General features: G+C 72.0%; 19 protein-coding genes and 1 tRNA gene. 9 read left to right on the forward strand and 11 right to left on the reverse strand.

What is annotated here, in order from left to right; all coding sequences use genetic code 11:
- Positions 1-9: 9 nt before the first annotated feature.
- The 3 genes from ACQ5BE_RS15725 to ACQ5BE_RS15735 are packed head-to-tail and all read right to left on the reverse strand — an operon-like array spanning position 10 to position 1,620.
- Positions 10-978, reverse strand: coding sequence for an NUDIX hydrolase (locus ACQ5BE_RS15725; protein WP_430297934.1), 969 nt, complete (start codon positions 976-978; stop codon positions 10-12).
- On the reverse strand, positions 962-1,465 hold the full coding sequence (locus tag ACQ5BE_RS15730) for a RidA family protein (RefSeq protein ID WP_344300350.1): 504 nt from the start codon (positions 1,463-1,465) through the stop codon (positions 962-964). The genes ACQ5BE_RS15725 and ACQ5BE_RS15730 overlap by 17 nt, the downstream gene beginning before the upstream one ends.
- Complete coding sequence (locus tag ACQ5BE_RS15735; RefSeq protein WP_208710342.1) at positions 1,462-1,620, reverse strand: DUF4177 domain-containing protein; 159 nt, start codon at positions 1,618-1,620, stop codon at positions 1,462-1,464. Before ACQ5BE_RS15735 ends, ACQ5BE_RS15730 begins: the two co-directional genes overlap by 4 nt.
- Positions 1,621-1,656: 36 nt before the next feature.
- On the opposite strand from ACQ5BE_RS15735, the gene ACQ5BE_RS15740 reads away from it, so the two are divergent.
- The 5 genes from ACQ5BE_RS15740 to ACQ5BE_RS15760 all read left to right on the forward strand — a co-directional run bounded on the left by ACQ5BE_RS15740 (position 1,657) and on the right by ACQ5BE_RS15760 (position 9,054).
- A complete protein-coding gene (locus ACQ5BE_RS15740) occupies positions 1,657-3,945 on the forward strand; it encodes a transglycosylase domain-containing protein (protein ID WP_430297936.1) in 2,289 nt (762 codons plus the stop codon).
- 7 nt (positions 3,946-3,952) lie between these two features.
- Positions 3,953-4,924 carry a metallophosphoesterase gene (locus ACQ5BE_RS15745; RefSeq protein ID WP_430297937.1) on the forward strand — a complete coding sequence of 324 codons (972 nt, stop codon included), beginning with the start codon at positions 3,953-3,955 and terminating at the stop codon, positions 4,922-4,924.
- An 86-nt stretch (positions 4,925-5,010) separates the two neighbouring features.
- On the forward strand, positions 5,011-6,885 hold the full coding sequence (locus tag ACQ5BE_RS15750; protein WP_430297975.1) for an ABC transporter ATP-binding protein: 1,875 nt from the start codon (positions 5,011-5,013) through the stop codon (positions 6,883-6,885).
- Between the two features lie 59 nt (positions 6,886-6,944).
- Positions 6,945-8,810 (forward strand): ABC transporter ATP-binding protein, encoded by a 1,866-nt coding sequence (locus ACQ5BE_RS15755; protein ID WP_430297976.1) that lies wholly within the window; start codon positions 6,945-6,947, stop codon positions 8,808-8,810.
- Positions 8,811-8,977: 167 nt separating this feature from the next.
- Positions 8,978-9,054, forward strand: a tRNA-Pro gene (locus ACQ5BE_RS15760).
- A 68-nt stretch (positions 9,055-9,122) separates the two neighbouring features.
- On the opposite strand, the gene ACQ5BE_RS15765 is transcribed toward ACQ5BE_RS15760, so the two are convergent.
- The gene (locus ACQ5BE_RS15765) at positions 9,123-11,843 is read right to left on the reverse strand and encodes a cation-translocating P-type ATPase (RefSeq protein WP_430297938.1); all 2,721 of its coding nucleotides are present in this window, start codon (positions 11,841-11,843) and stop codon (positions 9,123-9,125) included.
- 174 nt (positions 11,844-12,017) lie between these two features.
- Positions 12,018-12,194 (reverse strand): hypothetical protein, encoded by a 177-nt coding sequence (locus ACQ5BE_RS15770; protein WP_344300346.1) that lies wholly within the window; start codon positions 12,192-12,194, stop codon positions 12,018-12,020.
- 202 nt (positions 12,195-12,396) lie between these two features.
- On the opposite strand from ACQ5BE_RS15770, the gene ACQ5BE_RS15775 reads away from it, so the two are divergent.
- On the forward strand, positions 12,397-13,668 hold the full coding sequence (locus ACQ5BE_RS15775) for a helix-turn-helix domain-containing protein (RefSeq protein WP_430297939.1): 1,272 nt from the start codon (positions 12,397-12,399) through the stop codon (positions 13,666-13,668).
- Positions 13,669-13,728: 60 nt separating this feature from the next.
- On the opposite strand, the gene ACQ5BE_RS15780 is transcribed toward ACQ5BE_RS15775, so the two are convergent.
- Positions 13,729-14,640: a phosphoribosylaminoimidazolesuccinocarboxamide synthase gene (locus tag ACQ5BE_RS15780; RefSeq protein WP_430297940.1), complete on the reverse strand. Its 912-nt coding sequence runs from the start codon at positions 14,638-14,640 to the stop codon at positions 13,729-13,731.
- A complete protein-coding gene (gene purD / locus ACQ5BE_RS15785) occupies positions 14,640-15,962 on the reverse strand; it encodes a phosphoribosylamine--glycine ligase (RefSeq protein WP_430297941.1) in 1,323 nt (440 codons plus the stop codon). The genes ACQ5BE_RS15780 and purD overlap by 1 nt, the downstream gene beginning before the upstream one ends.
- Positions 15,963-15,996: 34 nt before the next feature.
- Between purD and ACQ5BE_RS15790 the strand changes: the two genes are divergently transcribed.
- Positions 15,997-17,007, forward strand: coding sequence for an asparaginase (locus ACQ5BE_RS15790; RefSeq protein ID WP_430297942.1), 1,011 nt, complete (start codon positions 15,997-15,999; stop codon positions 17,005-17,007).
- Positions 17,008-17,021: 14 nt separating this feature from the next.
- Positions 17,022-17,429, forward strand: coding sequence for a sterol carrier family protein (locus ACQ5BE_RS15795; protein WP_430297943.1), 408 nt, complete (start codon positions 17,022-17,024; stop codon positions 17,427-17,429).
- Here ACQ5BE_RS15795 and ACQ5BE_RS15800 read toward each other — a convergent pair whose 3' ends face one another.
- Positions 17,430-18,197 (reverse strand): SDR family oxidoreductase, encoded by a 768-nt coding sequence (locus ACQ5BE_RS15800; protein ID WP_430297944.1) that lies wholly within the window; start codon positions 18,195-18,197, stop codon positions 17,430-17,432. It lies immediately after the preceding gene.
- Positions 18,198-18,356: 159 nt separating this feature from the next.
- Here ACQ5BE_RS15800 and aceE point away from each other — a divergent pair, with 159 nt between their 5' ends.
- On the forward strand, positions 18,357-21,167 hold the full coding sequence (aceE, locus tag ACQ5BE_RS15805) for a pyruvate dehydrogenase (acetyl-transferring), homodimeric type (RefSeq protein WP_430297945.1): 2,811 nt from the start codon (positions 18,357-18,359) through the stop codon (positions 21,165-21,167).
- A 109-nt stretch (positions 21,168-21,276) separates the two neighbouring features.
- Here the strand turns inward: aceE and ACQ5BE_RS15810 are convergent, their stop codons facing one another.
- The 3 genes from ACQ5BE_RS15810 to ACQ5BE_RS15820 all read right to left on the reverse strand — a co-directional run bounded on the left by ACQ5BE_RS15810 (position 21,277) and on the right by ACQ5BE_RS15820 (position 24,975).
- Complete coding sequence (locus ACQ5BE_RS15810) at positions 21,277-21,729, reverse strand: hypothetical protein (RefSeq protein ID WP_430297946.1); 453 nt, start codon at positions 21,727-21,729, stop codon at positions 21,277-21,279.
- Between the two features lie 99 nt (positions 21,730-21,828).
- Positions 21,829-22,020, reverse strand: coding sequence for a hypothetical protein (locus ACQ5BE_RS15815; RefSeq protein ID WP_344300337.1), 192 nt, complete (start codon positions 22,018-22,020; stop codon positions 21,829-21,831).
- Between the two features lie 126 nt (positions 22,021-22,146).
- Entirely contained in the window at positions 22,147-24,975 is a 2,829-nt protein-coding gene (locus ACQ5BE_RS15820; protein WP_430297947.1) for a molybdopterin-dependent oxidoreductase, read from the reverse strand.

A 24,975-nucleotide genomic window follows, 5' to 3' on the forward strand; every position in this document is an offset into this window, starting at 1 on the left:
CAGCGGCGGTCAGGCCCCGCCGTCGTGCGCCACCGCGGACGGGTGCGCAGCGCCGCCGTGCGGAACGGTGTGGAGCGCCTCGGTGGGCGGCGCGACCGCGCCCGGTGCCTCGACCTCGAGGAAGAGCTGGCCCGAGTCCTCGGCCAGCTGGGCCTGGTAGGTGTGGGTGGTGCGCCGGATGTTGAGGTAGGCGATGCAGCCCTTGGCCTTGGCCATCTTGGCCAGGATGATCTCCGTGGCCGGCACCAGCAGCTCGGGCAGCGGCAGCCCGCGGGTGTCCGGCTGGCCGATCTCGTCTCCGAGGGCAGGGGTCTCGCGCTCGGCGACGACCTTCCCGGCGCACACCCACTGGCCCCACACGCCCTTGCTCGGCAGCATGGTCGGGGTCTGCCCGACCGGCAGGGTCGCTGCGAAGTAGCGCGTGTCGAAGCGGCGGTGGGCGAAGTCCGGTGTGACCCAGTGGACGAGCGGCCGCAGGAGGTCCGTGCGCAGCCCGAGTCCCCTCTTGGCGAGGAGTTCGGCGAAGCTGATCTCCTGCCCGGCGAGGGCCTCGCGGGCGCGCGTCCAGTCCGGGGTGCTCGTGCCCTCGACCACGACGGACTCGTCGGACCCGGCAAGGAGGACGCCGGATTCCTCGAAGAGCTCGCGGATGGCCGCGACGACGTGCGTGCGGGCCAGCGCGTAGTCCTCGGTGCCGAGGAGTTCGGCCCACTGGCCCACGGAGGGGCCGAACCAGTCGAAGCTGTCGAGGTCGGTGTTCTCGACCGAACCGCCGGGGAAGCCCACGACGCCGAGCGGCGACTCACCCCCGCGGTAGCTCAGCCAGGTCTCGGTCCCGTCAGCGGAATCGCGCACGAGCGCCACGGACGAGGCGAAGCGGGGTTTGCGGGGCGCGCGCTCGACCTCGTCGAGCCAGCTGCGCGCCGCGCCCTGCAGGCGCTTGGGCAGGATGAAACGGCGCCTAAGCGAAGTCGGCAATCAACTCAACCTCCACTGGGGCGTCGAGCGGCAGGACCGCGACGCCGACGGCGGAGCGGGCGTGGGTCCCCGCATCGCCGAAGACCTTGCCGAGCAGCTCCGAAGCCCCGTTGACGACCCCGGGCTGGCCGGTGAACTGCGGATCGGAGGCCACGAAGCCCACGACCTTGACGATCCGCGTGATGCGGTCGAGGTCCCCGATCTGGGCCTTGACCGCGGCAAGCGCGTTGATGATGCACAGTTCGGCGTACTTCTTCGCGTCGTCCGCGGTCACCTCGGCGCCCACCTTTCCGGTGGCGGGAAGCTGGCCGGAGACAAAGGGCAGCTGGCCGGACGTGTACACGGTCGAGCCGGTCACCACGGCGGGGACGTACGCGGCAACGGGGGCGGCGACCTCCGGCAGCGCGAGGCCGAGGTCTGCCAGCCGCCGCTCGACGGCGCTGGCCACCTCGGCGTCCGTGCCGGTCTTGGATGCCTCCTGGGTCATGCCTGCTTCTCCCTCTTCATGTAGGCGACGAGCCCGTTTCCGCCGGGCCCGGGAACGACCTGGACGAGTTCCCAGCCGTCCGCGCCCCACTGGTCGAGGATCTGCTTCGTGGCGTGCACGATCAGCGGCACGGTGGCGTATTCCCAGGCGGTCATGAGGCCAGATTAGCCCCTCCCGGTAGACTGGCACACATGGCGTCTGGCAAGAACCCTGTCTTTGACACGGCCACCACCTTGGGCAAGATCCTCGCATTCCTTGGCGTGAGTGCGATCTGCGGCGTGCTCGTGGCCGGGCTCATGGTGCCCGCGGCCGCGGTCACGGGCAGTGCGGCGAACGGCTCCGTCCAGTTCTTCGACAGCCTCCCGGGCGAGCTCAAGGTGGACCAGCCGGGGCAGGTGACCCGGGTGCTCGCCGCGGACGGCTCCGAGATCGCGAGCCTCTACGCGGAGAACCGCACGCGCGTCCCGCTGGACCAGATGTCGCCGAACATCAAGGACGCCATCATTGCGATCGAGGATGCGCGCTTCTACGAGCACGGCGGCGTCGACACCACCGGCATCCTGCGCGCCCTCGCGGCCAACGTCCGCGGCAGCCGCCAGGGCGCCTCGACGATCACCCAGCAGTACGTGACCAACGTGATCAACGAGTCGCTCGTGGCCCAGGGCAAGGACGCCGACGTCGTGCTCAACGGCCAGAAGGGCGTGGGCGACAAGCTGCGCGAGATGAAGCTCTCGATCGCACTCGAGAAGCAGTACTCGAAGGACCAGATCCTCGAGGGCTACCTCAACATCGTGTTCTTCAACCGCAACGCGTACGGCATCCAGGCAGCGAGCCAGTACTTCTTCTCGACGGACGCCAAGAACCTGACGATCCCGCAGGCCGCGATGCTCGCGGGGCTGGTGAACAGCCCGACGATGTACAACCCGGAGATCAACCCGGACAACGCGCTGCAGCGGCGCAACCTCGTGATCGACGCGATGCTCCAGCACGGCAAGATCAACCAGCAGCAGCACGACGAGGCCATCGCCACGCCGATCCAGCTGAAGGTCAACCCGCCGAAGCAGGGCTGCGCGTACGCATCCCAGGCCGCGTACTTCTGCGACTACGTCCTGCACCAGATCCTCAATGACCCGGCCTACGGGGCCACGCCGGACGATCGCGAGAAGAAGGTCTTCCGCGGCGGCCTGACGATCAAGACCACCCTCGACCCGCGGCTCCAGGCCCCGGCCCAGGCCCGGGTGGACGCGACCGCCGGCGCGAACCCTGACAAGTGGGGCGCCTCGCTCCTGACCATCGAGCCGGGCACCGGCAAGGTCCTCGCGATGGCGCAGAACTCCCGGATGCTGGCGGGCCAAGGCTCCAACTTCTCAACCGTCTACAACTTCAACGTGGACCGCAAGGACGCCAACGGCAATGACATCGGAGGGGCCGGCGGGTTCCAGCCCGGCTCGACGATGAAGCCGTTCACGTTCTCCGCGTGGCTCACGGAGGGCAAGTCCGCGACGCAGACGATCGATGCGTCCCGGCGGGTGTACCCGCTGAACTACCCGTGGAAGACCACGTGCAACCGGGTCACCGGCGCCTTCAACAGCGCCGAGGAGAGCCTCGGCGCCGCCCCGACGCTGCAGAACAACGACGAGGGCTTCTACCGGTCGATGCCGATCAACTACGGCCTCTACAACTCGATCAACACCGCCACGTACGCGACGGCCGCGGGGCTGAACGACTTCTGCGACATCCAGCGGATCGCGGACGCCGTCCAGCTCCATGACGGCGAGGGCAAGGAGAAGCTGGACATGTCCACGCTCTCGAGCCTCCTCGGCCCGTACAACGTCTCCCCGATGACCATGGCGAGCGCGTTCGCGGTGTTCGCGAGCGGCGGCACCTACTGCGCCCCGATGAGCATCGCCGAAGTGACGGACGTCAAGGGCGACAAGATCGGCGGGCAGGCCCCGAGCTGCCAGCAGAACGTCATCAAGCCGGACGTCGCCAAGGGCGTGAACTTCGCGCTCCAGGACGTCCTGATCCGCGGCTCCGGCTATCAGATCCCGAAGATCGGCGCGCCTTCGGCCGCGAAGACCGGTACGAACAACTTCAACAGCCAGACGTGGGTGCTCGGCTTCACCACGGGTCTCGTCACGGCGTCGTTCTTCGGCGAGGCGCTCCAGGATCCGAGCTCGCGGCTGGGCCGAAACGTGACGATCAACGGCAAGTTCTACCCGGTGGTCGACGGCGCGTACATCGCCGGTCCGCAGTGGGGCGACTACATGGCCCAGGTTGCCAAGCTGTACAAGACCGACCCCTTCGAGGCCCCGCCCGCCTCGATGACCGGCGGCAGCACCACGAACAGGACCACCACGTCCCCGCAGGCGTCCACGCCTGAGCAGCAGCCGGCACAGCCGCAGGCCCCCCAGCCCGCGCCTGCTCCGGCGCCCGGCGGGAACAGCACCAAGCGCAACAACGGCAACGGCAACGGCTAGCCGCCGCATGCACCGCACCGCACCGCGCACGACGGCGGCCCGGCTGTCCGCGGCCACGCTCACCGGGGCTCGCCGGGCTGCGCTGGCCGCCGGACTCTGCGCCAGTGCCGGCGCCGCCGCGGCCGCCTACGGATGGTGGGAGAAGGAGCAGTTCGTGCTCCGCGAGGAGACCGTCCAAGTCCTCCCAGCCGGGTCGCGGCCCGTCCGGGTCCTGCACCTGAGCGACATCCACTTCGTGCCCGGCCAGGAGAAGAAGGCGCGGTGGCTCTCCAGCCTGGCCGACCTCGAGCCGGACCTCGTGGTCAACACCGGGGACAACCTGAGCCACCCCGACGCGGTGGCACCGCTGCTCGCGGCGGTCGCACCGCTGCTGCGGTTCCCCGGGGTCTTCGTCCCCGGGTCCAACGACTACTATGCCCCCGTCCTGAAGAACCCGGCCGGCTACCTCGTCGGGCCCTCGAACAGGAAGCCGCTGCCGCGGAGGATCGAGCTCGACTGGCGGCGCCTCTTCACCGGCTTCGGCGCCGGCGGGTGGATCGACCTGACGAACCGCTCCCAGTCGCTGAACCTGGGCGACGTCCGCTTCGACTTCTCGGGAGTCGACGACCCCCATCTCAGGCGCGAGCGGTACGCCGACTGGCCCCGCGGAGCGTCGGGCCACGAGACGAAGCCCAACGTCAGGGTCGCGGTGATCCACGCCCCGTACCAGCGCGTCCTGGACCACTTCACCGACGCCGGCGCGGACCTGATCCTGGCCGGCCACACGCACGGGGGCCAGATCTGCCTCCCCGGCTTCGGCGCCCTGGTCTCCAACTGCGACCTGCCCACGTGGCGGGCCAAGGGCCTGACGCCGTGGGAGAACGACGGCCGCGTCGTGCCGCTCAACGTCTCGGGCGGCATCGGGACCTCCCGCTTCGCGCCCGTCCGCATCGCCTGCCGGCCCGAGGCCGTCCTGCTGACCCTCACCGCCCGCCCCTGACGTCGGCGCGCCGGAGCCCGGTTCTCGGGCGTAGGGTAGGTACCCCCAGCTGACTTCCTCCTCCCCGGAAGGTCGTGAGCGCCGGCATGCGCCAGCAGGTCCCGCAGAGTTCGTTCATCCGTTCCATCGCCCGTCTCGGGCCGACCGTGCGCCCCATCGTGCCCCGGCTCGTCCTCGGCCTCGTCGTCGCCCTCGCCGGGGCCGCCCTCGCCCTGTCGATCCCGCAGGTGCTGCGCCGCGTCATCGACGAGCTCGTGCGCCCCGGGACCCAGCCGTCCGCCGTGTGGTGGGCGGCCGGCGTCGTGCTCGTGCTGGGTGCCGCGGAGGCGGGGATGATGGTGCTGCGCCGGCGCCTCGTGATCGAGCCGAGCGTCCGGCTCGAGCGCGAGATGCGCCTGAAGATGTACGGCCACCTGCAGGACCTGCCGGTGGCCTTCCACGACCGCTGGGGCTCGGGGCAGCTGCTCTCGCGCTCGGTCGCCGACCTCGGGTTCCTGCGCCGCTGGCTCGCCTTCGGAGCGATCTTCCTCGTCGTCTCCGTCAGCACGGTGGCACTCGGGGTGGTGCTCCTGTTCTCGATCTCGTGGCAGCTCGCACTCATCTTCCTCGCCGCGGCGCTGCCCATCATGGTGTACGGGGCCGTGTTCCGCCGGCGGTTCTCCCTTGCGACACGACGCAGCCAGGACCAGGCCGGCGACCTCGCCACGACCGTCGAGGAGTCCGTGCACGGCATCCGCGTGCTCAAGGCGTTCGGCCGCGCACGGGAGGCGCTCGAGAACTTCGCGGAGCAGGCTGAGCAGCTGCGCGACACGGAGGTCGCGAAGGCCCGGCACCAGGCCCTGTTCAGCCTCGTGGTGACGCTCCTGCCCGAGCTCGCCCTCGGCGCCGGGCTCGTGACCGGGATCTGGCTGGCCTCCACAGGGCAGATCTCGATCGGGTCCCTCGCGGCCTTCTTCGCCACGGCCGCAGCCGTCGCGCAGCCGGTCGAGGCCAGCGGCATGCTCGTGGGCATGGCGCTCACCGCGAAGACCGCCGTGGACCGGCACTTCGAGGTCATGGACGCCCGCAGCACCGTCACCGACCCTGCGGAGCCGGTGCACCTTCCGTCCCCCCGCGGTGCGCTCACCTTCCGCGGGGTGCGGTTCGGGTTCGCGCACGACGGCGCCGCCCGGCCGGGCGCGGACGGGACTGAGGCGGGAGCCGGCTCGTCCGGGGAGGTGCTGCGCCGCGTCGACCTCGAGGTGCGTGCGGGCGAGACGATGGCGCTCGTCGGGGCGACGGGCTCCGGGAAGAGCACCCTCCTGCAGCTCGTCCCGCGGCTCTACGACGTGACCGGCGGTGCCGTGGAGATCGACGGCGTCGACGTCCGCCGGCTGCCGCTCGCGGAACTGCGGAGACTGGTCGCCGTGGCGTTCGAGGACACGACCCTCTTCTCCTCCTCCGTGCGGGACAACGTCCTGCTCGGGGCTCCGGTGCGGGAAGGGCCCGAGGCGGATGCCGCGCTCGAGGAGGCGCTCGAGGTCGCCCAGGCCCAGTTCGCGCACTCGCTCCCAGACGGCCTCGCGACGACGATCGGCGAGGAGGGGCTCAGCCTCTCGGGCGGCCAGCGGCAGCGCGTCGCGCTGGCGAGGGCCATCGCGGCCAGGCCTGCCGTGCTCGTCCTCGACGACCCGCTCTCCGCACTGGACGTCGCCACCGAGGAGCGCGTCTCGGCACGCCTGCGCGACGCCCTCGCCCACGTGACGACCCTCATCGTGGCCCACCGGCCCTCGACCGTTGCCCTCGCGGACCGCGTCGCGCTCCTGCGCGACGGCGTGGTCGCGGACGTGGGGACCCACACGGAGCTGCTCGGGCGCAGCGCCCACTACCGCTGGGTCATCGCGAGCCTCCCGGCCGGACCGCGCGACCTGGACGGCCGCGCGGACCCGGACCTCGACGAGACGCTGGAGGAGGCACGGTGAGCCACGGGACAGGCCCAGGGCACGGGACAGGCGCGGGGCATGGGCAGCCGCGGCGGCCGGTGGGCCGCGGCACCGCGGCGGAAGACGCCGTCGACCTCTCCCGGGAGGAGAGCCGCGCCGCGCGGCGGCGCTCGCTCAGGCTCCTCGGCGACCTCATCCGGCCGGTGCGGGCCCGGCTGTGGGCGACGCTCGCGATGGTGGTCGTCTCGCAGGCAGCGCGGGCCACCGGCCCGGCGCTCATCGCGTTCGGGATCGACCGGGCGCTTCCCGCTCTCACGGCCGGCGACTCCGCGCCCCTCTGGCTCGCGGGGGGCGGCTACCTCGCGGCCGCGCTCACGACGGCGCTGCTCACCGCGGGCTACGTCACCTCCACCGCGAGGATGAGCCAGAGCATGCTCCTCGACCTGCGTGTGCGTGTGTTCCGGCACACCCAGCGGCTGAGCCTGGACTTCCACGAGTCGTACACCTCGGGGCGGATCATCTCCCGACAGACCTCCGACCTCGAGGCCCTGCGCGAGCTCCTGGACTCGGGGGTGAGCGCGCTCGCGTCCGGGCTGCTGTTCATGGGCTTCACGGCGGTGACCGTCTTCCTGCTCGACTGGCGCTCGGGGCTGATCATGCTCGGCGCCGCGGTCCCCATGGCGCTGCTGGCCCGCTGGTACCAGATCCGCTCGCAGCGGGCCTTCCGGGCGTCGCGGGTGGTGTCGGCGCGGCTGATCGTGCACTTCGTGGAGACGATGACGGGGATCCGCGCCGTCAAGGCGTTCCGGAAGGAGCGCGAGAACGCGGACGCGTACGGGCGGCTCGCCGACGACTATGCCGGCGTGACCCTCCGCTCGATCAGGCTGCACGGGGTGTTCCAGCCGGGCCTCGTGCTGATCGGGAATGTGACGGTCGCGGTGGTGCTCCTGGTCGCGGGCTTCCGTGTGCTCGGGGGAAGCCTCGAGGTCGGCGTGCTCCTCGCCGTCGTGCTCTCGACGAAGCGGTTCTTCGCCCCGCTGGAGCAGATGGCGATGTTCTACAACTCCTTCCAGAGCGCCCAGGCCGCCCTCGAGAAGGTGTCGGGACTGCTCGAGGAGGTCCCGACAGTCCAGCCGCCCCGGGACCCGATCCCCCTCCCCCAGGCCCGCGGCGACATCGCATTCGAGTCGGTCGCGTTCGCCTACGGCCAGGGTCCAGAGGTCCTGCCGGAGTTCTCGCTGCGGATCCCTGCCGGGCAGACCGTCGCGCTCGTCGGCGCGACCGGTGCGGGGAAGTCGACCCTTGCCAAACTCGTGGCCCGGTTCTACGACCCCGCGGCAGGCTCGGTGACGCTCGACGGCGTCGACCTCCGCAGGCTCTCGACGCGGGACCTGCGCCGGGCGGTGGTCATGGTCACGCAGGAGGCGTTCCTCTTCTCGGGCTCCGTCGCGGACAATATCGCGCTCGGCCGGCCCGAGGCGTCCCGGACCGAGATCGAGGAGGCGGCCCGCGCCGTCGGCGCCCACGACTTCATCGCCGCCCTCCCCGAGGGTTACGACACGGACGTGACCAAGCGCGGCGGCCGCGTCTCGGCGGGGCAGCGGCAGCTCATCTCGTTCGCGCGGGCGGTGCTCGCGGACCCGGCCGTGCTCATCCTCGACGAGGCCACGAGCTCGCTCGACATCCCCTCGGAGCGGCTCGTCCAGGCCGGGCTGGCGCGGCTGCTGGGCGGTAGCGCGCACGACGGCGCCCGCTCGCCCGGGGCTGGCAGCGGACGTCCGGCGCCACCCGCAGCCCGGACGGCGATCATCATCGCGCACCGGCTCTCGACGGTGGAGATCGCCGACCGGGTGCTCGTCATGGAGGGGGGCCGGATCGTCGAGGACGGCTCCCCCGCAGACCTCCTTTCCGGCGGCGGCCGCTTCGCAGCGCTGCACGGCGCGTGGCGCGACTCGCTCGTCTGACCCCCGCGGCCCCTCCTCGCACAGCATGGACCCGGCCCGCCCTGCGCTGAGGAAATGACCCCTCGACGCGGGGACATGACCCCTCAACGCGGGGTGCGCCGATTTCGCCTTCAGGGGCGAATCGGGTACTCTGGATGAGTTGCTCCGGGGAGACTCGGGTGACGGATCGGGATGTAGCGCAGCTTGGTAGCGCGCTTCGTTCGGGACGAAGAGGTCGCAGGTTCAAATCCTGTCATCCCGACCACAGAGAGGCCCCGCAGCCAGAGCTGCGGGGCCTCTCGCATGCCCGGACCGCGCCCGAAGTCGGCGGGGTCAGTGGTGCGGCAGCACGGGATGCGTGAGTCCCCGTCCGAGCCGGTGGCGGGACCACTTGTGCAGCGCGTCCACGGCGAGGACTCCCGGGATCGCGAGCGCCGCGAGGATGAACCCCGCCAATGGCGGCGGCGCCTGGCCCAGGAGCTGGGCGATCGGCCCCACGAAGAGGAACACCGCGAGGAGGGCCCCCTCGACCGCGACGGCCCAGAGCAGGAGCGGGTTCCCTGCCCAGGGAAGCCGCCAGGCGGGCCTGCTCGCCGTCCGGCACGCGAAGGCGTTGGCGAGCTGGCCGAGCACCACGGCGGTGAACGCGGCCCCCGAGGCGACCGCCACGACGTCGGGCGCCGGGAGGTCCCCGCCCGGCCGCCAGCCCCCGAGCCACAGGACCACGGTGAACGCGGCCATCTCGAACAGCACCTCGACGGGGCCGAGGACCGCGAACACGCGGAACAGGAGGCTCCCGTCCATGAGGTGCCGCCGCTCGGGAGGCCGCTTGAGCACCCCTTCGCTCGGCCGCTCGCTCCCGAGGGCGAGCGCCGGGAACAGGTCGGTGCCGATGTCGAGGAAGAGGATCTGCAGGACGCCGATCGCGAGCGGGAAGTGCCCGGCCGAGAGCGCCCAGACGATGAACGGCGTCAGCTCGGCGACGTTGTCGGTGAGGTGGTAGGTGAGGAAGCGCCGGATGTTGGCGTAGGTCGCCCGGCCCTGCTCGACAGCGGCGATGATGGTCGCGAAGTCGTCGTCGAGGAGCACGAGGTCGGCCGCGTTCCGCGCCACGTCGGTCCCGCTGCGGCCCATCGCCACCCCGATGTCGGCTGCCTCGAGCGCCGGGCCGTCGTTGACGCCGTCGCCGGTCATCGCGACGACATGCCCACGGGCCTGCAGCGCCCGCGCGACGTCGAGCTTCTGCTCGGGGCTCACCCGGGAGATGACCACGCCGTCCCGGTCCAGGAGTGCGCCGAGGACCTGGAGGTCCTCCGGCAGCGAACCGCCCTCGATCACCGCGTCCGTGCCGCGGCCGGGCCCGATGAGGCCGATCTCGCGGGCGATCGCCGCCGCGGTCGTCGGGTGGTCCCCGGTCACCATGGCGAGGCGGATCCCGGCGTCCCGCGCCTGCCGGATCGCTCCCGCGACGGCGGGCCGGGGCGGGTCGTGCAGCCCGATGAGCCCGCGCAGCACGAGCCGTTCCTCGAGCACGACGGCGTCCGCCCGGCCCTGCTCGGCGTCGGCCGCCTCGGCGGGGGCGAGCCCGCGGGACGCCACGGCAAGCACGCGCAGGCCCCGCGAGGCGAGCGCCTCGAGGGCCTCCTCGGCCCGGGCGAGCCACGCGCCGTCGTCCGCTCCGCCCTGCACGCCGCGCTCCACGCCGTCGCCGGTGCAGAGCCCGAGCAGGGTCTCGGGCGCGCCCTTGACCCACAGTTCCGCGGCGCCCGCATCCGCCAGGACCGCGCTCTGGCGCTTGCGTTCCTCGTCGAAGGCGAAGCCCGCCGTGGGAACGGCGCCGGCCTCCGTCCCGCCGAGTCGCCGGTCCAGGGCCACGAGGGCCGCCTCCATCGGGTCGCCCACGGCGCGCCACTCGCCGTCGTGCTCCTCGACGTCGCCCTGCGAGGCGGCCCGGGCGCCCGTCGCGAGCCGCGCAGCCGCCGACCGCGCGGCGTCCGTGCCTTCGACCGCCGCGGTGGGGGCGTACCCGGTCCCCTCGAGGAGGACGGTGCCGTGCGGGGTCCAGACCTCGACGGCGCTCATGCGGTTCTGGGTGAGCGTCCCGGTCTTGTCGGTGCAGATGAACGTGGTCGACCCGAGCGTCTCGACGGCCTCGAGGTTGCGGACGAGGGCGTGCCTGCGGCTCATGCGCTGGGCACCCATGGCGAGCGAGAGCGTCACCGTCGGGAGGAGCCCCTCGGGCACGAGCGCCACGGTCACTCCGATGGCGAACAGGAACGCCCCTGTGATCGGGTTCCCGATCAGGAGCGAGATGACGAAGAACACCGCGCCCACTGTCACCGCGACGATGGCGATGATCCTCACGATGCGGCGCAGTTCGAGGTCGAGCGGGCTCGCCGGCGGCACCGCGCGCGTGGTGAGGCTGGCGATCTCCGCGAGCTTCGTGGCCGCTCCGGTGGCGCTGACGCGTCCGACGGCGTCTCCCGCCGCGACGAACGTTCCGCCGGCTGCTGCCTCGCCCGCCTCGCGGGGGACCGGAAGGCTCTCGCCGGTCAGCATTGACTCGTCGAGGGTGAGGGACGAGGCGGAGACGAGGTCGAGGTCGGCCGGCACCCTGTCCCCCGCCGCGAGGAGGACGATGTCCCCGGGCACGAGCTCCGCGGCGTCGACCACGCGCGTGTGTCCCCCGCGCCTGACCTGGACCCGGTTCGGGAGCAGCTCGCGCAGCTTCGCCGACGCGCGCTCTGCCCTGGCCTCCTGGAGGAACGCGAAGAGCCCGTTCACCACGACGACGGCGGCGATGGCCCAGCCGAGCTCGGGCATCCCGGCGACGAACGACAGGATCGACGCCGCCCACAGCATGAGCGCGAAGAAGTGGCCCAGCTCGGCGCCGAGCCGGACCCACCAGGGACGCGGCCTCTCCCGCGGGAGGACATTCGGTCCCACCCGTTCCCTGAGCGCTGCGGCGGCGGCCTCGTCCAGCCCGGCGGGAATGCCATGCGCGGCGGAGTGAGGACGGCGGGACCCGACCGGTGCATGGTCCGTTGCGCTCACGCCATTCATTCTTCGTCAGCAGGGCCGGGGCGGGAAGGGGACGAAGGTCCCGCGGCGGCGCGCTCGGAACCACGGCGGACAACCCGGAGACAGCCGCCCCCGGACACAGCAGAGGGGCGCTCCGGAGAATGTCTCCGAAGCGCCCCTCTGGAAGCCCCCTGAAGTGCGTGCCTCTTACATCGGGTCCGGCCAGTTGCCGATCATCGGGGTCGTCGAGCCGCCCTTGGCGGAGCCGGCGACCGGGGCGCTCATCGGGTCAGGCCAGTTGCCGATCGCGGTGGGAGCAACGGCAACCCCGGAGATCGCGAGAGAACCGGCCACGGCCAGGGCGGCAATGAGTTTCTTGAGCATGATCATGTCCTTGTGGGTTCATCCCGGGAACGACCCGGGAAAGGGTGCGTGGATCGGGCAGAGCGTGCTTTGTCATGATTGACACACCAAGTAAAATAATTTCCACATGGCCTGTCAAGACGCGGCGGGGTCCGCGATGATCGTCCATAGTAGAAGGTGTTGATGGCCGGTACTACCCGGCGCAGGGGGCCAGGAGGACAGTGTGGGCAGTGGATTCGGCGAGAAGCTGCGCGCGGAGCGGCTCGAACGCGGGCTCACGCAGGCCGAACTCGGTAAAGACCTGTACTCGCCCAGCTACATCTCCCTCCTGGAGACCGGCCGCCGCGAGCCCACGGCCGAGGTGATCCAGGAGCTGGCCCGCCGGCTGCAGCTCGCGCCCAAGGCGCTCGAGGCCTGGAGCCAGCCTGTGAGCGCCAACGATGCCGAGTACGTGCTGGCCGGCCTCTACGCGCGCCAGGCGTGGGACCTGAGGGACTACGCGCAGGCCGCGACCCACGCCGCCACCGCGGCCCAGTTCGCCCTCGAGGGGAAGAACAACAGCGCGTGGTGGAACATGACCTACATGCAGGCCGAGTGCCTCATGAAGCAGGGCGAGCTCGCGGAGTGCCAGCGGATCGTCCAGCACCTCCTCGAGCATCCGATCGTCTCGGAGTCCAAAGGCCTGGCCGTGCGCGCGCGCCAGATGCTCGCTGCCGTCTGCCACGGGCTCGGGCAGCTCGGGACCGCGATCGAGCACGCGCGCGAGGCGGTGCGGCTCGGCGCGCAGCTGCCGGCCGGCTCGACCATCTACGTCGGGGCGCTCCGCGCCCTCATCGGCGCCCTCGCGGAGAGCGGGAAGCTCGAGGAGGCGTGGGACCAGTGCCGCATCCTCGCAACCCTCATCGACGAGGACTCCATGGGCCAGCTCGCCGGCGAGGTCGAATGGGTGATCGGGAACGTCGCCTTCATGCGCGCCGACTACGAGGAGGGCGTCAAGCACCACGAGCGTGCGGCCAAGCTCCTCTCCCCCGCGAACGACATCGAGCTGTGGGCCCGGTTCAACAAGGCCTCCGCGGCCGTCCGCCTCTCGGGCGGCATCATCGAGCCGGAGACCCTCGCCGCGATCGAGCGCGCCGAACTCGCCCTGAGCATCGTGGGCGGCTCGCGCACCGAGCAGCTCGAGGTGAGCTTCATCCGCGCGCGCTGGCTCTACCTCAACGGGGAGATCTCGCGCGCCATCGAGATCCTGAAGTCGATCCACGCCGAGAAGTCAGTGCTCGGGCGGCACACGGCCGGCGAGGTCGCGCTGCTCTACGGTCGCGCACTCAAGGCCCTCGCCCGGAACGACGAAGCCCTCGAGATGCTCAAGGACGCCCGCGAGCAGTTCAGCTACGCGGGCGCCTCGGACAAGGTCCAGCAGACCATGGACGCGATCCTCGAGATCCGCCTCGCCGAGCAGCGGGCCGAGAAGGGCGCGGTCTCGAACGGAAGCTGAGCGCCTCCGCCGCGCACGCGGCCCGGGGGATGCGTCAGGCGGCCGGTCCGCGCCAGCTGGTCACGCGAAGGTGCGGCCGGTGAGCTTCTCGTAGGCCTCGACATAGCGGGCGCGGGTGCGCTCGACGACGGCGGCCGGCAGCGCGGGCGGCTCCTGGCCGGAGGCGCGGTCCCACCCGGACTCGGCCGAGGTGAGCCAGTCGCGGACGTACTGCTTGTCGAACGAGGGCTGCGCCTTCCCCGGCTCCCAGGTCCGGGAGTCCCAGAAGCGCGACGAGTCCGGCGTGAGCACCTCGTCGCCGAGGGTGATGTACCCGGTCACCGGGTCGAGACCGAACTCCACCTTCGTGTCCGCGAGGATGATGCCCCGCTCGCGGGCGATCTTCTCGGCTTCCCGGTAGATCTCGAGGGTGAGGTCGCGCAGCTGGACGGCGGCGTCGTCGCCCACCATCCCGGTCACGTCCTCATAGGTGATGTTCTCGTCGTGCTCTCCCACGGCGGCCTTGGCCGAGGGCGTGAAGATGGCCTCGGGCAGGCGCGAGCCGTCCACGAGCCCGGCGGGCAGCGGGATCTCGCAGACCGTGCCGGATTCGCGGTACTCGGCGAGGCCGGATCCCGTGAGATAGCCGCGCGCGATGCACTCCACGGGGTACATCTCGAGCCGGCGGCAGATCATGGCACGGCCCTCGACCTCCGCGGGGACGCCGTCGTCGGCGGTCGAGCCGAGCACGTGGTTGGCCACGTTGAGCTGGTCGAACCACCACAGGCTCAGCTGGGTGAGGATGCGGCCCTTGTCCGGGATGGTGCTGGCGAGCACGAAGTCGTAGGCGGAGATGCGGTCGCTCGCGACCACGAGGACGCGGTCGCTCTCGCCCGGCCCGGAGTCCGCCGGCTCGTACAGGTCGCGGACCTTGCCGGAGTAGACGTGGCGCCACCCCGGGAGATCGAGCGTCTTGGTCTGGTAGCCGGCCATCACTCGGCCCCCGTCCCGGCAGCACCGGACTCGACCGGATGGTGCCCTCCCGGCACGGTGATCTCGCCGCGCTCGGCCTTGGCGGCGATGTCCGTGCGGTACTGGCCCCCGTCGAGCTCGATCAGGGCGATGCCCTCGTACGCGCGCCGGCGCGCCTGGGCCAGCCCGTCCCCGAGGGCGACGACCGCGAGGATTCGGCCGCCCGAGGAGACGACCTTGCCGGCGTCGTTGAGCTTCGTCCCCGCGTGGAGCACGTGCACCCCCTCGAGGGCGTTGGCCTTCTTCAGGCCGCGGATGCGGTCGCCCGTGCGGGGCGTGTCGGGGTAGTCCTTCGAGGCGAGCACGACGGCGACCGCGGTCTCGGGCGCCCAGCGCAGCTCCTCGGCCCGGTCCAGCCGCCCGGTCGCGGCCGCGAGCAGGAGCCCGCCGAGCGGCGTCGTGAGCCGGGCGAGCACGGCCTGGGTCTCCGGGTCGCCGAAGCGCGCGTTGAACTCGATGACGCGCGTGCCGCGGGAGGTGAGGGCGAGGCCGCAGTAGAGGACGCCCACGAACGGGGTGCCGCGCTTGGCCATCTCGTCCACGGTGGGCTGGGCGACCCGCTCGACCACCTCGTCGACGAGGCCCTCGGGGGCCCACTCGAGCGGCGTGTAGGCGCCCATTCCGCCGGTGTTGGGACCCTCGTCATTGTCGAAGATCCGCTTGAAGTCCTGGGCCGGGGCCAGCGGGACCACTGTCGAGCCGTCGGAGAGGACGAAGAGGGAGACCTCGGGCCCGTCGAGGAACTCCTCGATCACCACCGAGCCGCCCGCGTCGAAGCAGGCCTGCGCGTGGGCGAGCGCCGCGTCACGGTCCGAGGTCACGACGACGCCCTTGCCGGCGGCGAGCCCGTCGTCCTTGACGACGTAGGGGGCGCCGAACGCGTCGAGGGCGTCAGCGGCCTCCTGGGCATTCACAGCCACGCGTGCCATTGCCGTCGGGACCCCGGCCTCGGCCATGACCTGCTTGGCGAAGGACTTCGAGGCCTCGAGCTGCGCCGCGGCCCGGCTCGGGCCGAAGACGGGGATGCCGGCCGCCCGGACGGCGTCGGAGACCCCGGCGGCCAGCGGCGCCTCGGGGCCGACCACCACGAGGTCCACGCCGAGCTCCTGCGCGAGGGCCGTGACGGCCTCGGGGCTGTTGGCGTCGATGGTGTGCACGGGGACGTCCTGCGCGATTCCGGCGTTGCCCGGCGCCGCGTGGACCTCGGAGACGCCCGGGTCGGCGAGGAGAGAGCGGACAATGGCGTGTTCGCGGCCACCCGGGCCGATCACGAGAACCTTCACGCCCCCAAGGGTATCCCGACCATAGACTGTCGCCATGGCCTCTCACGCAACCTTCGCGGCGGACGACGCGGTCGAGCTCGCCGTGATCGAGCGCAGCGGCTTCATCGAGTCGCGGCACCTCGGCGCGGGCGTCGTGGTCGCCGGGGACGGCAGCGTCGTCACCGAGCTGGGCGACATCCGCAGCCCGATCCTCGCCCGGTCCACGCTCAAGCCCTTCCAGGCGCTCACGTCCATGATCTCGGGCGTCCCGCTGCGGGGCAGCCAGGTGGCGCTCGCGTGCGCCTCGCACACCGGCTCGCTGGACCACATGGAAGTCGTGGAGGGCATGCTGCATGCCGCGGGCCTGCGTGAGGACGACCTCCTCTGCCCGGCGGACTGGCCGGCCGACGAGAACGCCCGCGCGTGGCTCGTCCGGGCCGGGCAGGGCCGGCGGAAGCTTGCCTACAACTGCTCCGGCGAGCACGCGGCGTTCCTCTGGGCGTGCGTGGAGAACGGATGGGACCGGCGCAGCTACCTTGAGCCGAACCACCCCCTCCAGCACCGGGTCCGGGCCACCATCGAGGAGTACGCCGAGGAGCTCATCGCCCACCTGGGGATCGACGGGTGCGGCGCGCCGGTGGCCGCCCTCTCGCTCCAGGGCCTGGCCAGGGCGTACTCGAAGCTCGCGAAGGCCCCGGGAGACCCCGGGGCGAACGCCCGGGCGGCAACGGTCGCGACGTCGATGCTCGACTACCCGTGGGCCGTCCAGGGCCGCGACAGGGAGAACACCGTGGTCATGGAGGAGCTCGGGATCCTGGCCAAGATCGGGGCCGAGGGCGTCCTCGTGCTCGCGACCCCGCAGGGAGCCGCCGCCGCGGTCAAGGTCCTCGACGGCAGCCTCCGCGCCACGACGCTCGTGGGCCTGACCATGCTCGCCGCCGCCGACGCCGTGGATGTCCCCGAGGTGGCCCGCGTCCTCGAGCGCGTCGTCGAACCGGTCATGGGCGGCGGGCGCCAGGTGGGCCGCATCCGCCTCGGACGCGCCGTCTCGGCGCTGCTGGACTAGGAGGACTGACGCCCATGGCTGTCCGCCGCAGGATCGCGCACGACGCCGGCCGCGCCGCCGTCGCCGACTGGCGCGCCGCGCGCTCGGGTGACGGCAGCGGGGAAGGCGACCAGGGCGCCGTCGTGCGCGGGACCGTTCCCGGGCAGACGCTCGCGACGGCGGTGCGCTACCTCCTCGAGGAGCTCGCCGAGCGGGCCCCGGGGAACTCGGTCGAGGTGCGGGTGCCGCCGTTCGGGGTCGCGCAGTGCGTCGAGGGGCCGCGGCACACGCGCGGCACTCCCCCGAACGTGGTGGAGACCGACGCCGAGACCTGGCTCGCGCTCGCGACGGGGGCCCAGGCATGGCCCGAGGCGCTGGCGTCCGGGAAGCTCAGCGCCTCGGGCATCAGGACGGACCTGAGCGAGTTCCTGCCGCTCGCGTAGCTACCCGCGGCCGACGAAGGGCATGCCCGCCGCCGTGATGAGCAGGTTCCCGACCGTCGCCTCCGGGGGCAGCGACGCCATGAACGCCACGGCCTTCGCGGCCTCCTCGACGGCGAACGTGGGCTCGACCCGCCGCGTGCCGTCGGCCTGGAGGGCGCCCTCGCCGACGCCGAGCGTCGTCATGATCTCGGTACGGGTGTTGCCGATGTCGATCTGCCCGCAGCTGATCCCGTGGGGGCGGCCGTCGAGTTCGATGCTCTTGGTCAGGCCCGTGATGGCGTGCTTCGTCGTGGTGTACGCGACGGACCGGGGCCGCGGGCTGTGCGCGGAGATCGAGCCGTTGTTGATGATCCTGCCGCCCTGGGGCTCCTGCGCCTTCATCACCCGGAAGGCTGCCGCCGCGCACAGGAAGCTCCCCGTGAGGTTCACGGCGAGGGTCGACTCCCAGTCGGCGAGGTCGATCTCGCCCACGTCCCCGGCGGGCCCGAACGTCCCGGCGTTGTTGAAGAGGACGTCCACGCGGCCGAAGGCGGCCTTCGCCTCGGCGAAGAGGCGCTCGACGTCGTGGGGCCGGGTCACGTCGCAGGGCACGACGAGCGCGCGGCCCGGAGCAGGGACGGCAGCCGCCGTCTCGCTGAGCTGCGCCTCGCGGCGCCCGGCGAGCGCCACGCTCCAGCCCTCGGCGAGCAGCCGGCGGGCGACCGCTCGCCCGATCCCGCTTCCAGCGCCCGTCACGACGGCCACACGGGACCCCGCGGTGTCTGTCATCGTTTGTCTCCGTTCGTCGCGAATTTGACGGGCATCACGTCAGGACGCCAGTCTAGTTTCACATCGTAGTATTTACGTTCCGTATTACGGAATTTTGGGGATGACGAGGTCCCCCCAGACTCCGCGCGCACCACCTGAGCGCGCAGAAAGAGGTTGGACGTGTTGACTGGAGAGCCTACCCAGTTCCTCAGCGGCCAGGTTGGCGGCAGCGCAGCTGCCGGACTGGACCGTGACCCGGAAGAGACCGCGGAGTGGATCGAGTCCTTCGACTCGCTCGTCGCGGAGCGCGGCACCGAACGCGCCCAGTTCATGGTCAAGAGCATCCTGCAGCGCGCGGGCGCCCAGAGCGTCGGCGTGCCGATGGTGCACACCACCGACTACGTCAACAGCATCCCCGCGGACCAGGAGCCCGAGTACCCGGGCGACGAGGAGACCGAGCGCCGCTACCGCGCGTGGATGCGCTGGAACGCGGCCGTGCTCGTGCACCGGGCGCAGCGTCCCGGCATCGGCGTGGGCGGGCACATCTCCACCTACGCCGGCGCGGCGACCCTGTACGAGGTCGGGTTCAACCACTTCTTCCGGGGCAAGGACCACCCCGGCGGCGGCGACCAGGTCTTCTTCCAGGGGCACGCCTCCCCCGGCATGTACGCGCGCGCGTTCATGGAGGGGCGCCTGTCCGAGGAGGACCTCGACGGCTTCCGCCAGGAGAAGTCCCGCGAGGGCCACGCCCTCTCCTCCTACCCGCACCCCCGCCTCATGCCGGAGTTCTGGGAGTTCCCGACCGTCTCGATGGGCATCGGGCCGATGAACGCCATCTACCAGGCCCAGTCCAACCGCTACCTGCACAACCGCGGGATCAAGGACACCTCGGACCAGCACGTGTGGGCCTTCCTCGGCGACGGCGAGATGGACGAGCCCGAGTCCCGCGGCCTGCTCCAGCTCGCCGCCAACGAGAACCTCGACAACCTCACCTTCGTGGTCAACTGCAACCTGCAGCGCCTCGACGGCCCGGTGCGCGGCAACGGGAAGGTCATGCAGGAGCTCGAGGCGTTCTTCCGCGGCGCTGGCTGGAACGTCATCAAGGTCGTCTGGGGCCGCGAGTGGGACTCGCTCCTGTCCAAGGACCGCGAGGGGCACCTCGTGCGCATCATGAACGAGACCCCCGACGGCGACTACCAGACCTACAAGGCGGAGAACGGCGCGTTCGTGAGGGACCACTTCTTCGGCAAGTCGCCGGAGACGAAGGAGCTCGTCGCGGACCTCACGGACGAGCAGATCTGGAACCTCAAGCGCGGCGGCCACGACTACCACAAGGTCTACGCGGCCTACCGGGCGGCCGTCGAGCACAAGGGACAGCCCACCGTCATCCTCGCCAAGACCGTCAAGGGGTACGGCCTGGGTCCGCACTTCGAGGGCCGCAACGCGACCCACCAGATGAAGAAGATGACCCTGCAGGACCTCAAGGACTTCCGCGACCACCTGCGGATCCCGATCACGGACGAGCAGCTCGAGGCGAACCCCTACGAGCCGCCGTACTACCACCCGGGCCCCGACGCCCCGGAGATCCGCTACCTCCTCGCCCGCCGGGGCGAGCTCGGCGGGTCGGTGCCGCAGCGGCGCAAGGAGCACCGCGCCGTCGCGCTGCCCTCCGAGAAGGCCTACGAGATCGCCAAGCGCGGCTCCGGGAAGCAGCAGGCGGCCACGACGATGTCCTTCGTGCGCCTGCTCAAGGACGTCATGCGGGACAAGGAGTTCGGCTCCCGGATCGTGCCGATCGTCCCGGACGAGAGCCGGACCTTCGGCATGGACGCGTTCTTCCCGACCGCGAAGATCTACAACCCGAAGGGCCAGAACTACCTCTCGGTGGACCGCGACCTCGTGCTCGCGTACAAGGAGTCCCCCGCCGGGCAGCTCATCCACCCCGGCATCAACGAGGCCGGCGCGGTGGCGGCGTTCACGGCGGCAGGCACCTCCTACGCGACCCACGGCGAGCCGCTCGTGCCCGTCTACGTCTTCTACTCGATGTTCGGCTTCCAGCGCACCGGCGACTCGTTCTGGGCCGCGGCGGACCAGATGGCCCGCGGGTTCGTCGTCGGTGCGACGGCCGGCCGGACCACGCTCACGGGCGAGGGACTCCAGCACGCGGACGGGCACTCCCCGATCCTCGCCTCGACGAACCCCGCGGTCGTCGCCTACGACCCCGCTTTCGGGTACGAGATCGGGCACATCGTGCGCGCGGGCCTCGAGCGGATGTACGGGGGCGCCCATGAGGACCCCAACGTCATGTACTACCTCACCGTCTACAACGAGCCGATCGTCCAGCCCGCGGAACCGGCGGGCCTCGATGTCGACTCGCTGCTGCGCGGGATGTACCGGCTTCCGCTGCCCGCCCCCGGCGAGGGCGACGACACCGCCGCGGACGACGCTGGTTCCGCATTCACGCGACTCGGTGCCGACGCTCCCCGGGCGCAGGTGCTCGCCTCGGGCGTCGCGGTGCCGTGGGCGCTCAAGGCCCGGCAGATCCTCGCCGAGGACTGGGGCGTGGCCGCGGACGTGTGGAGCGTGACGAGCTGGACCGAGCTGCGCCGGGAGGGCCTCGCCGCCGAGGAGCAGGCGTTCCTCCACCCGGAGCTCGAGGCCCCCGTTCCCTTCGTGACCCGGCAGCTCGCCGCAACGTCCGGACCCGTGGTGGCGGTGAGCGACTACATGAAGGCCGTCCCGGACCAGATCCGCCAGTTCGTCCCCCGCGACTACGCCGTGCTCGGCGCGGACGGCTTCGGCTTCTCCGACACCCGCGCGGCCGCCCGGCGGTTCTTCAAGATCGACGCGCACTCCGTCGTGGTGCGCACGCTCCAGGAGCTCGCCCGCCGCGGCGAGGTTCCCGCGGGGGCGCCGCGCGAGGCGATCGAGAAGTACCGCCTGCTCGACGTCAACGCGGGCACGACAGGAAACGCCGGCGGCGACGCATAGCGTCCGGCCCCAGGCAGCGGCCCTCCTCCCCGAGCGGGAGGAGGGCCGCCCTCGCGTCAGCGGCGCCGTGGGCCGTCCGGAGGGGCGGATGGGTGGGGCCGCGGGGTCCCTACGGGTGCCTGAGCTCGCGGCCGCCCCCGCCGAGGCGCACGAGCGCCCGCACGAACGCGACCAGCTGGGCGATCAGCCCGATGACCGCGCCCACGACGGCGACCATTAGGACGATGCGCATCAGGAGGGCCCAGTCGAAGGAGCCGTCCCCGAAGTCGAAGGGGAACACGTCCCACACGCGCAATGTCGCGAGGAGGCCGAAGACGAGCACGACCATTTCCCCGAGCGCCCGGATCGCCGGCGACCCGGCGAGCAGGTAGACAGCGTTGGCCACCAGGCCCGCGATCCACGCGGCGTTGACCGCATCCATGACCCTCGTCGTGCTCGGCGTCAGGAACGGCACTGACCACCATCCCGGCCACACGTTGGCCGCATAGAGCAGCACGCCGTTGACGATGATGCCCGGCACCGCCCCGGCGCGGACCGATGCGGCGGACTCACTCCGTGCCATGGATCCATGACACCGCACACGCCCGGCGGGAGGGCAGGGGCTTTCGACCCCCCGCTTCCCGGACGCGGCCAGCGCGGCCAGCGCGGGCGGCTAGTACAGCTAGCGGGCGGCGAACCAGCCGAGGAGCGGGATGCGGCCGAGCCACGAGCGACGTTCCGCCCGTGCGCGGTCGTGCCGGTCCGGCTGGATCGCGAAGTCGGGGTCGACGTTCGTGACCTTCGGGATGTAGCTCTCCCTCGGCGCAGACGCCAGGACCGGCGCTTCCTGCGCGGTGCTTGCTTTCGCGGACATCGACTTCCCCTTTCGTCCAGTGAAATTGCCGTATAGTTACCGTATTGTGGAAACTTCTTCTTGTTATATGAAATCTTATGGGTATACCACCTCACGGGTCAAGGGTTCGTGGCACGGTCCCCGGCGTCACGCAGTGACGGGATCCGGCCGCGCCGGTAGCGCCCGGCCCGCCTCCCGGAGGGCCAGATAGATCCGGTCGCGCGTGAGGGGCAGTTCGGTGAACCGGATCCCGGTGGCGGCCCGGAGCGCGTTCGCGAGGGCGGGCGCCACGGGGTTGAAGGGGCTCTCGCTCATGGACTTGGCGCCGAGCGGGCCGAGGGCGTCGGCGGTCTGGGCGAAGTAGACCTCGCTGCGGGGCACGTCGGCGAACGTGGGGATGTGGTACTGGCGCAGGATGTCGGTCGTGACGCGGCCCGTCCCGTCGATCCGCACGTTCTCCCACAGCGCTGCTCCGAGCGCCTGCGCGATGCCGCCCTCGACCTGTCCCCGGCACTGCCGCGGGTTCACGACGACGCCGGCGTCCGCTGCCTGGACGCTCTGGAGGATCTGCAGTTCCCCCGTTCCCCGGTGCACCGCGACACGGAACCCGTGGACGTTGAACGCCACAGAGCGCGGCGTCCCGCCCCAGCGGCCCTCGGCCTCGAGGACGACGCCGCGCCGGCTCGCCTCGGCGGCGATGGCGACCAGACCGCCGTCGTGCGCGGGGAGCGGCAGACGAGCCTCCGCCGCGAAGGCGCGGATCCGCCGCGCGAGCTCCTCGGCGGCGGCGAGCGTGGCCCTGCCCGCCACGACGGTGCCCGTCGATCCGAAGGCGCCCGTGTCGTGGTCGGTGAGCGCGGTGTCGGCGTTGCGGAGGATGATGTCCGCCGCCGCGACCCCGAGCCCTGCCAGCGCCGTGGCCGCGAGCTGGACGTGGACGGTGCTCGTGCCGTTGCCGAATTCGGCGGTCCCGACGTCGAGCGCCACGCGCCCGTCGGCGAGGACCGCGATCCTCGAGTGGGCGTGGTGGCCGCGCGGCGGGACCGTGTCGATCATGGACAGCGCGGTGCCCTCGCCCACGAGCCAGTCGGGGCCGAGCTCTCGGGTCTCCCGCGCACGGCCGCGCCTGAGGGCCTTCGTCACGAGGTCCACGCACTGGTCCAGGCCGTAGGAGCCGTACAGCACGTCCTCCTCGGGCTCCGCGTGCGAGCCGATCATGGGGTCGCCCCGCCGCACCATCGTGCGGCGCCGGAACTGGAGGGGGTCCATGCCGATGCCGGCCGCGAGCTCGTCGATGGCCGACTCGACCGCGAAGACCGTCTGGCTCAGGCCGTAGCCCCGGAAGGCGCCGGCGGGGACGGTGTGCGTGTAGACCGCGCGGGCGTCGATCCGCTTGTTCGCGCACCGGTACACGGACACGGACTCGTTGCAGCCGTGGAACATGACGCCCGGGCCGTGGTTGCCGTAGGCGCCGGTGTCGGTGACGACGTCGAGCGCGAGCGCGGTCAGCGTCCCGTCGCGGCGCGCCCCCGCGCGGACCCGGATCTCGAACGGATGCCGCGTGGTGGTCGCCTGGAACTGCTCCGCCCGCGTGAGCTCGAGCTGGACCGGCCGGCCGAGGCGCAGCGCCGCGAGCGCGGCCACGTCCTCGGTGAGCACCTCCTGCTTGCCGCCGAACCCGCCGCCCACGCGCCCCGTCACCACCCGGACGCGCTCGCGTGCCAGGCCGAACAGGCGGGCGAGGCTGCGCTGGACGAGGAAGGGCACCTGGGTCGAGGACCGCACCACGAGCGCGCCGCCGTCGCGGGCGTCCCCCTCGGTCCAGGCGATCGCGCAGTGCGTCTCGAGCGCGACGTGCTGCACGCGCTGGGTGCGGAACGTGTTCTCGTACACGACGTCCGCCCCGGCCAGGCCCGCCTCGACGTCGCCGACCTCCGAGTGCAGCTCCGCGACCGTGTTCCTCGCCGGGTCTGCGATGCCGCTTGCCGCGGCGTCCTTGTCGCCGTGGACCAGCGGGGCACCCGGGGCGAGCGCGGCGCCGGCGGTGGGGACGGCGGGCTGCACCTCGTAGTCGACGACGACGGCGCGCACCCCCGCCTCCGCCGCCGCCACCGTCTCGCCCACGACCGCCGCCACGCGCTGCCCGACGAAACGGACCGTCGTGTCGAAGAGGCGGGTGTCGGCCGGGTCGTCGGTCTCGAGCTCGTGCTGCGCGGTCGAGTAGAGGACGTCGGGGGCGTCCTCGTGCGTGAGGACCGCGAGCACGCCGGGGACGGCGAGCGCCGGGGCCGCATCGATCGAGCGGATCCGGGCGTGCGCGTGGGGCGAGCGGACGAGCTTGAGGTGCACGAGCGCGGCGGCTCCCCCGGGGACCTCGGCGTCGGTGACGTCGAGCGTGCACCTCTCGGCGCCGGTGACGATGCGCCGACCTGCGGGCGCCGGAAGGTCCTCGCCCACGGCGCCGCGGTCAGGCGGGGCCGGGGCTGTCGCGTCTGCGCTTCCCAGCACGGCCCGCTCGATCGCGGCGTAGCCGGTGCACCGGCACAGGTTGCCCTTGAGGTTCCGGGACAGGTCGGCGAGCTGCGCGTCGTCGAACGTCGCGGCCGTCATGACCATGCCAGCGGTGCAGAAGCCGCACTGGAATCCCTGGGCGTCGAGGAACCGTCCCTGCATGGGGTGGAGCACCTCGCCCGGGCCGCGGCCGTGCTTCGGACCGGCCACGGCGAGGCCCTCGATCGTCGTGACCGCTCGCCCCTCGGCCCGCATGGCGGGGTAGATGCAGGAGTGGACCGGGACGCCGTCGACATGGACGGTGCAGGCGCCGCAGTCGCCGGCATCGCAGCCCTTCTTCACGCCGAGGGCTCCCTGCTCGCGCAGGAAGGTCCGCAGGCACTGCCCGGGCCGGGGCGCCGCATCGGCGGGGACGCCGTTGACCTCGATCGCTGGGTGTTCGGCGGCGGTGGTCTCGTCGGTCAC

This window comes from Sinomonas sp. B1-1, assembly GCF_050474465.1.
Lineage (GTDB): Bacteria > Actinomycetota > Actinomycetes > Actinomycetales > Micrococcaceae > Sinomonas > Sinomonas flava.

What these genes read in the sequence shown, in the direction of transcription:
- ACQ5BE_RS15730 (WP_344300350.1), bottom strand. Translation starts at nt 1,465, where the DNA reads ATGACCCAGGAGGCATCCAAGACCGGCACGGACGCCGAGGTGGCCAGC.
- ACQ5BE_RS15735 (WP_208710342.1), bottom strand. Translation starts at nt 1,620, where the DNA reads ATGACCGCCTGGGAATACGCCACCGTGCCGCTGATCGTGCACGCCACG.
- ACQ5BE_RS15740 (WP_430297936.1), top strand. Translation starts at nt 1,657, where the DNA reads ATGGCGTCTGGCAAGAACCCTGTCTTTGACACGGCCACCACCTTGGGC.
- ACQ5BE_RS15745 (WP_430297937.1), top strand. Translation starts at nt 3,953, where the DNA reads ATGCACCGCACCGCACCGCGCACGACGGCGGCCCGGCTGTCCGCGGCC.
- ACQ5BE_RS15750 (WP_430297975.1), top strand. Translation starts at nt 5,011, where the DNA reads ATGCGCCAGCAGGTCCCGCAGAGTTCGTTCATCCGTTCCATCGCCCGT.
- ACQ5BE_RS15770 (WP_344300346.1), bottom strand. Translation starts at nt 12,194, where the DNA reads ATGCTCAAGAAACTCATTGCCGCCCTGGCCGTGGCCGGTTCTCTCGCG.
- ACQ5BE_RS15780 (WP_430297940.1), bottom strand. Translation starts at nt 14,640, where the DNA reads ATGGCCGGCTACCAGACCAAGACGCTCGATCTCCCGGGGTGGCGCCAC.
- ACQ5BE_RS15790 (WP_430297942.1), top strand. Translation starts at nt 15,997, where the DNA reads ATGGCCTCTCACGCAACCTTCGCGGCGGACGACGCGGTCGAGCTCGCC.
- ACQ5BE_RS15795 (WP_430297943.1), top strand. Translation starts at nt 17,022, where the DNA reads ATGGCTGTCCGCCGCAGGATCGCGCACGACGCCGGCCGCGCCGCCGTC.
- ACQ5BE_RS15800 (WP_430297944.1), bottom strand. Translation starts at nt 18,197, where the DNA reads ATGACAGACACCGCGGGGTCCCGTGTGGCCGTCGTGACGGGCGCTGGA.
- ACQ5BE_RS15810 (WP_430297946.1), bottom strand. Translation starts at nt 21,729, where the DNA reads ATGGCACGGAGTGAGTCCGCCGCATCGGTCCGCGCCGGGGCGGTGCCG.
- ACQ5BE_RS15815 (WP_344300337.1), bottom strand. Translation starts at nt 22,020, where the DNA reads ATGTCCGCGAAAGCAAGCACCGCGCAGGAAGCGCCGGTCCTGGCGTCT.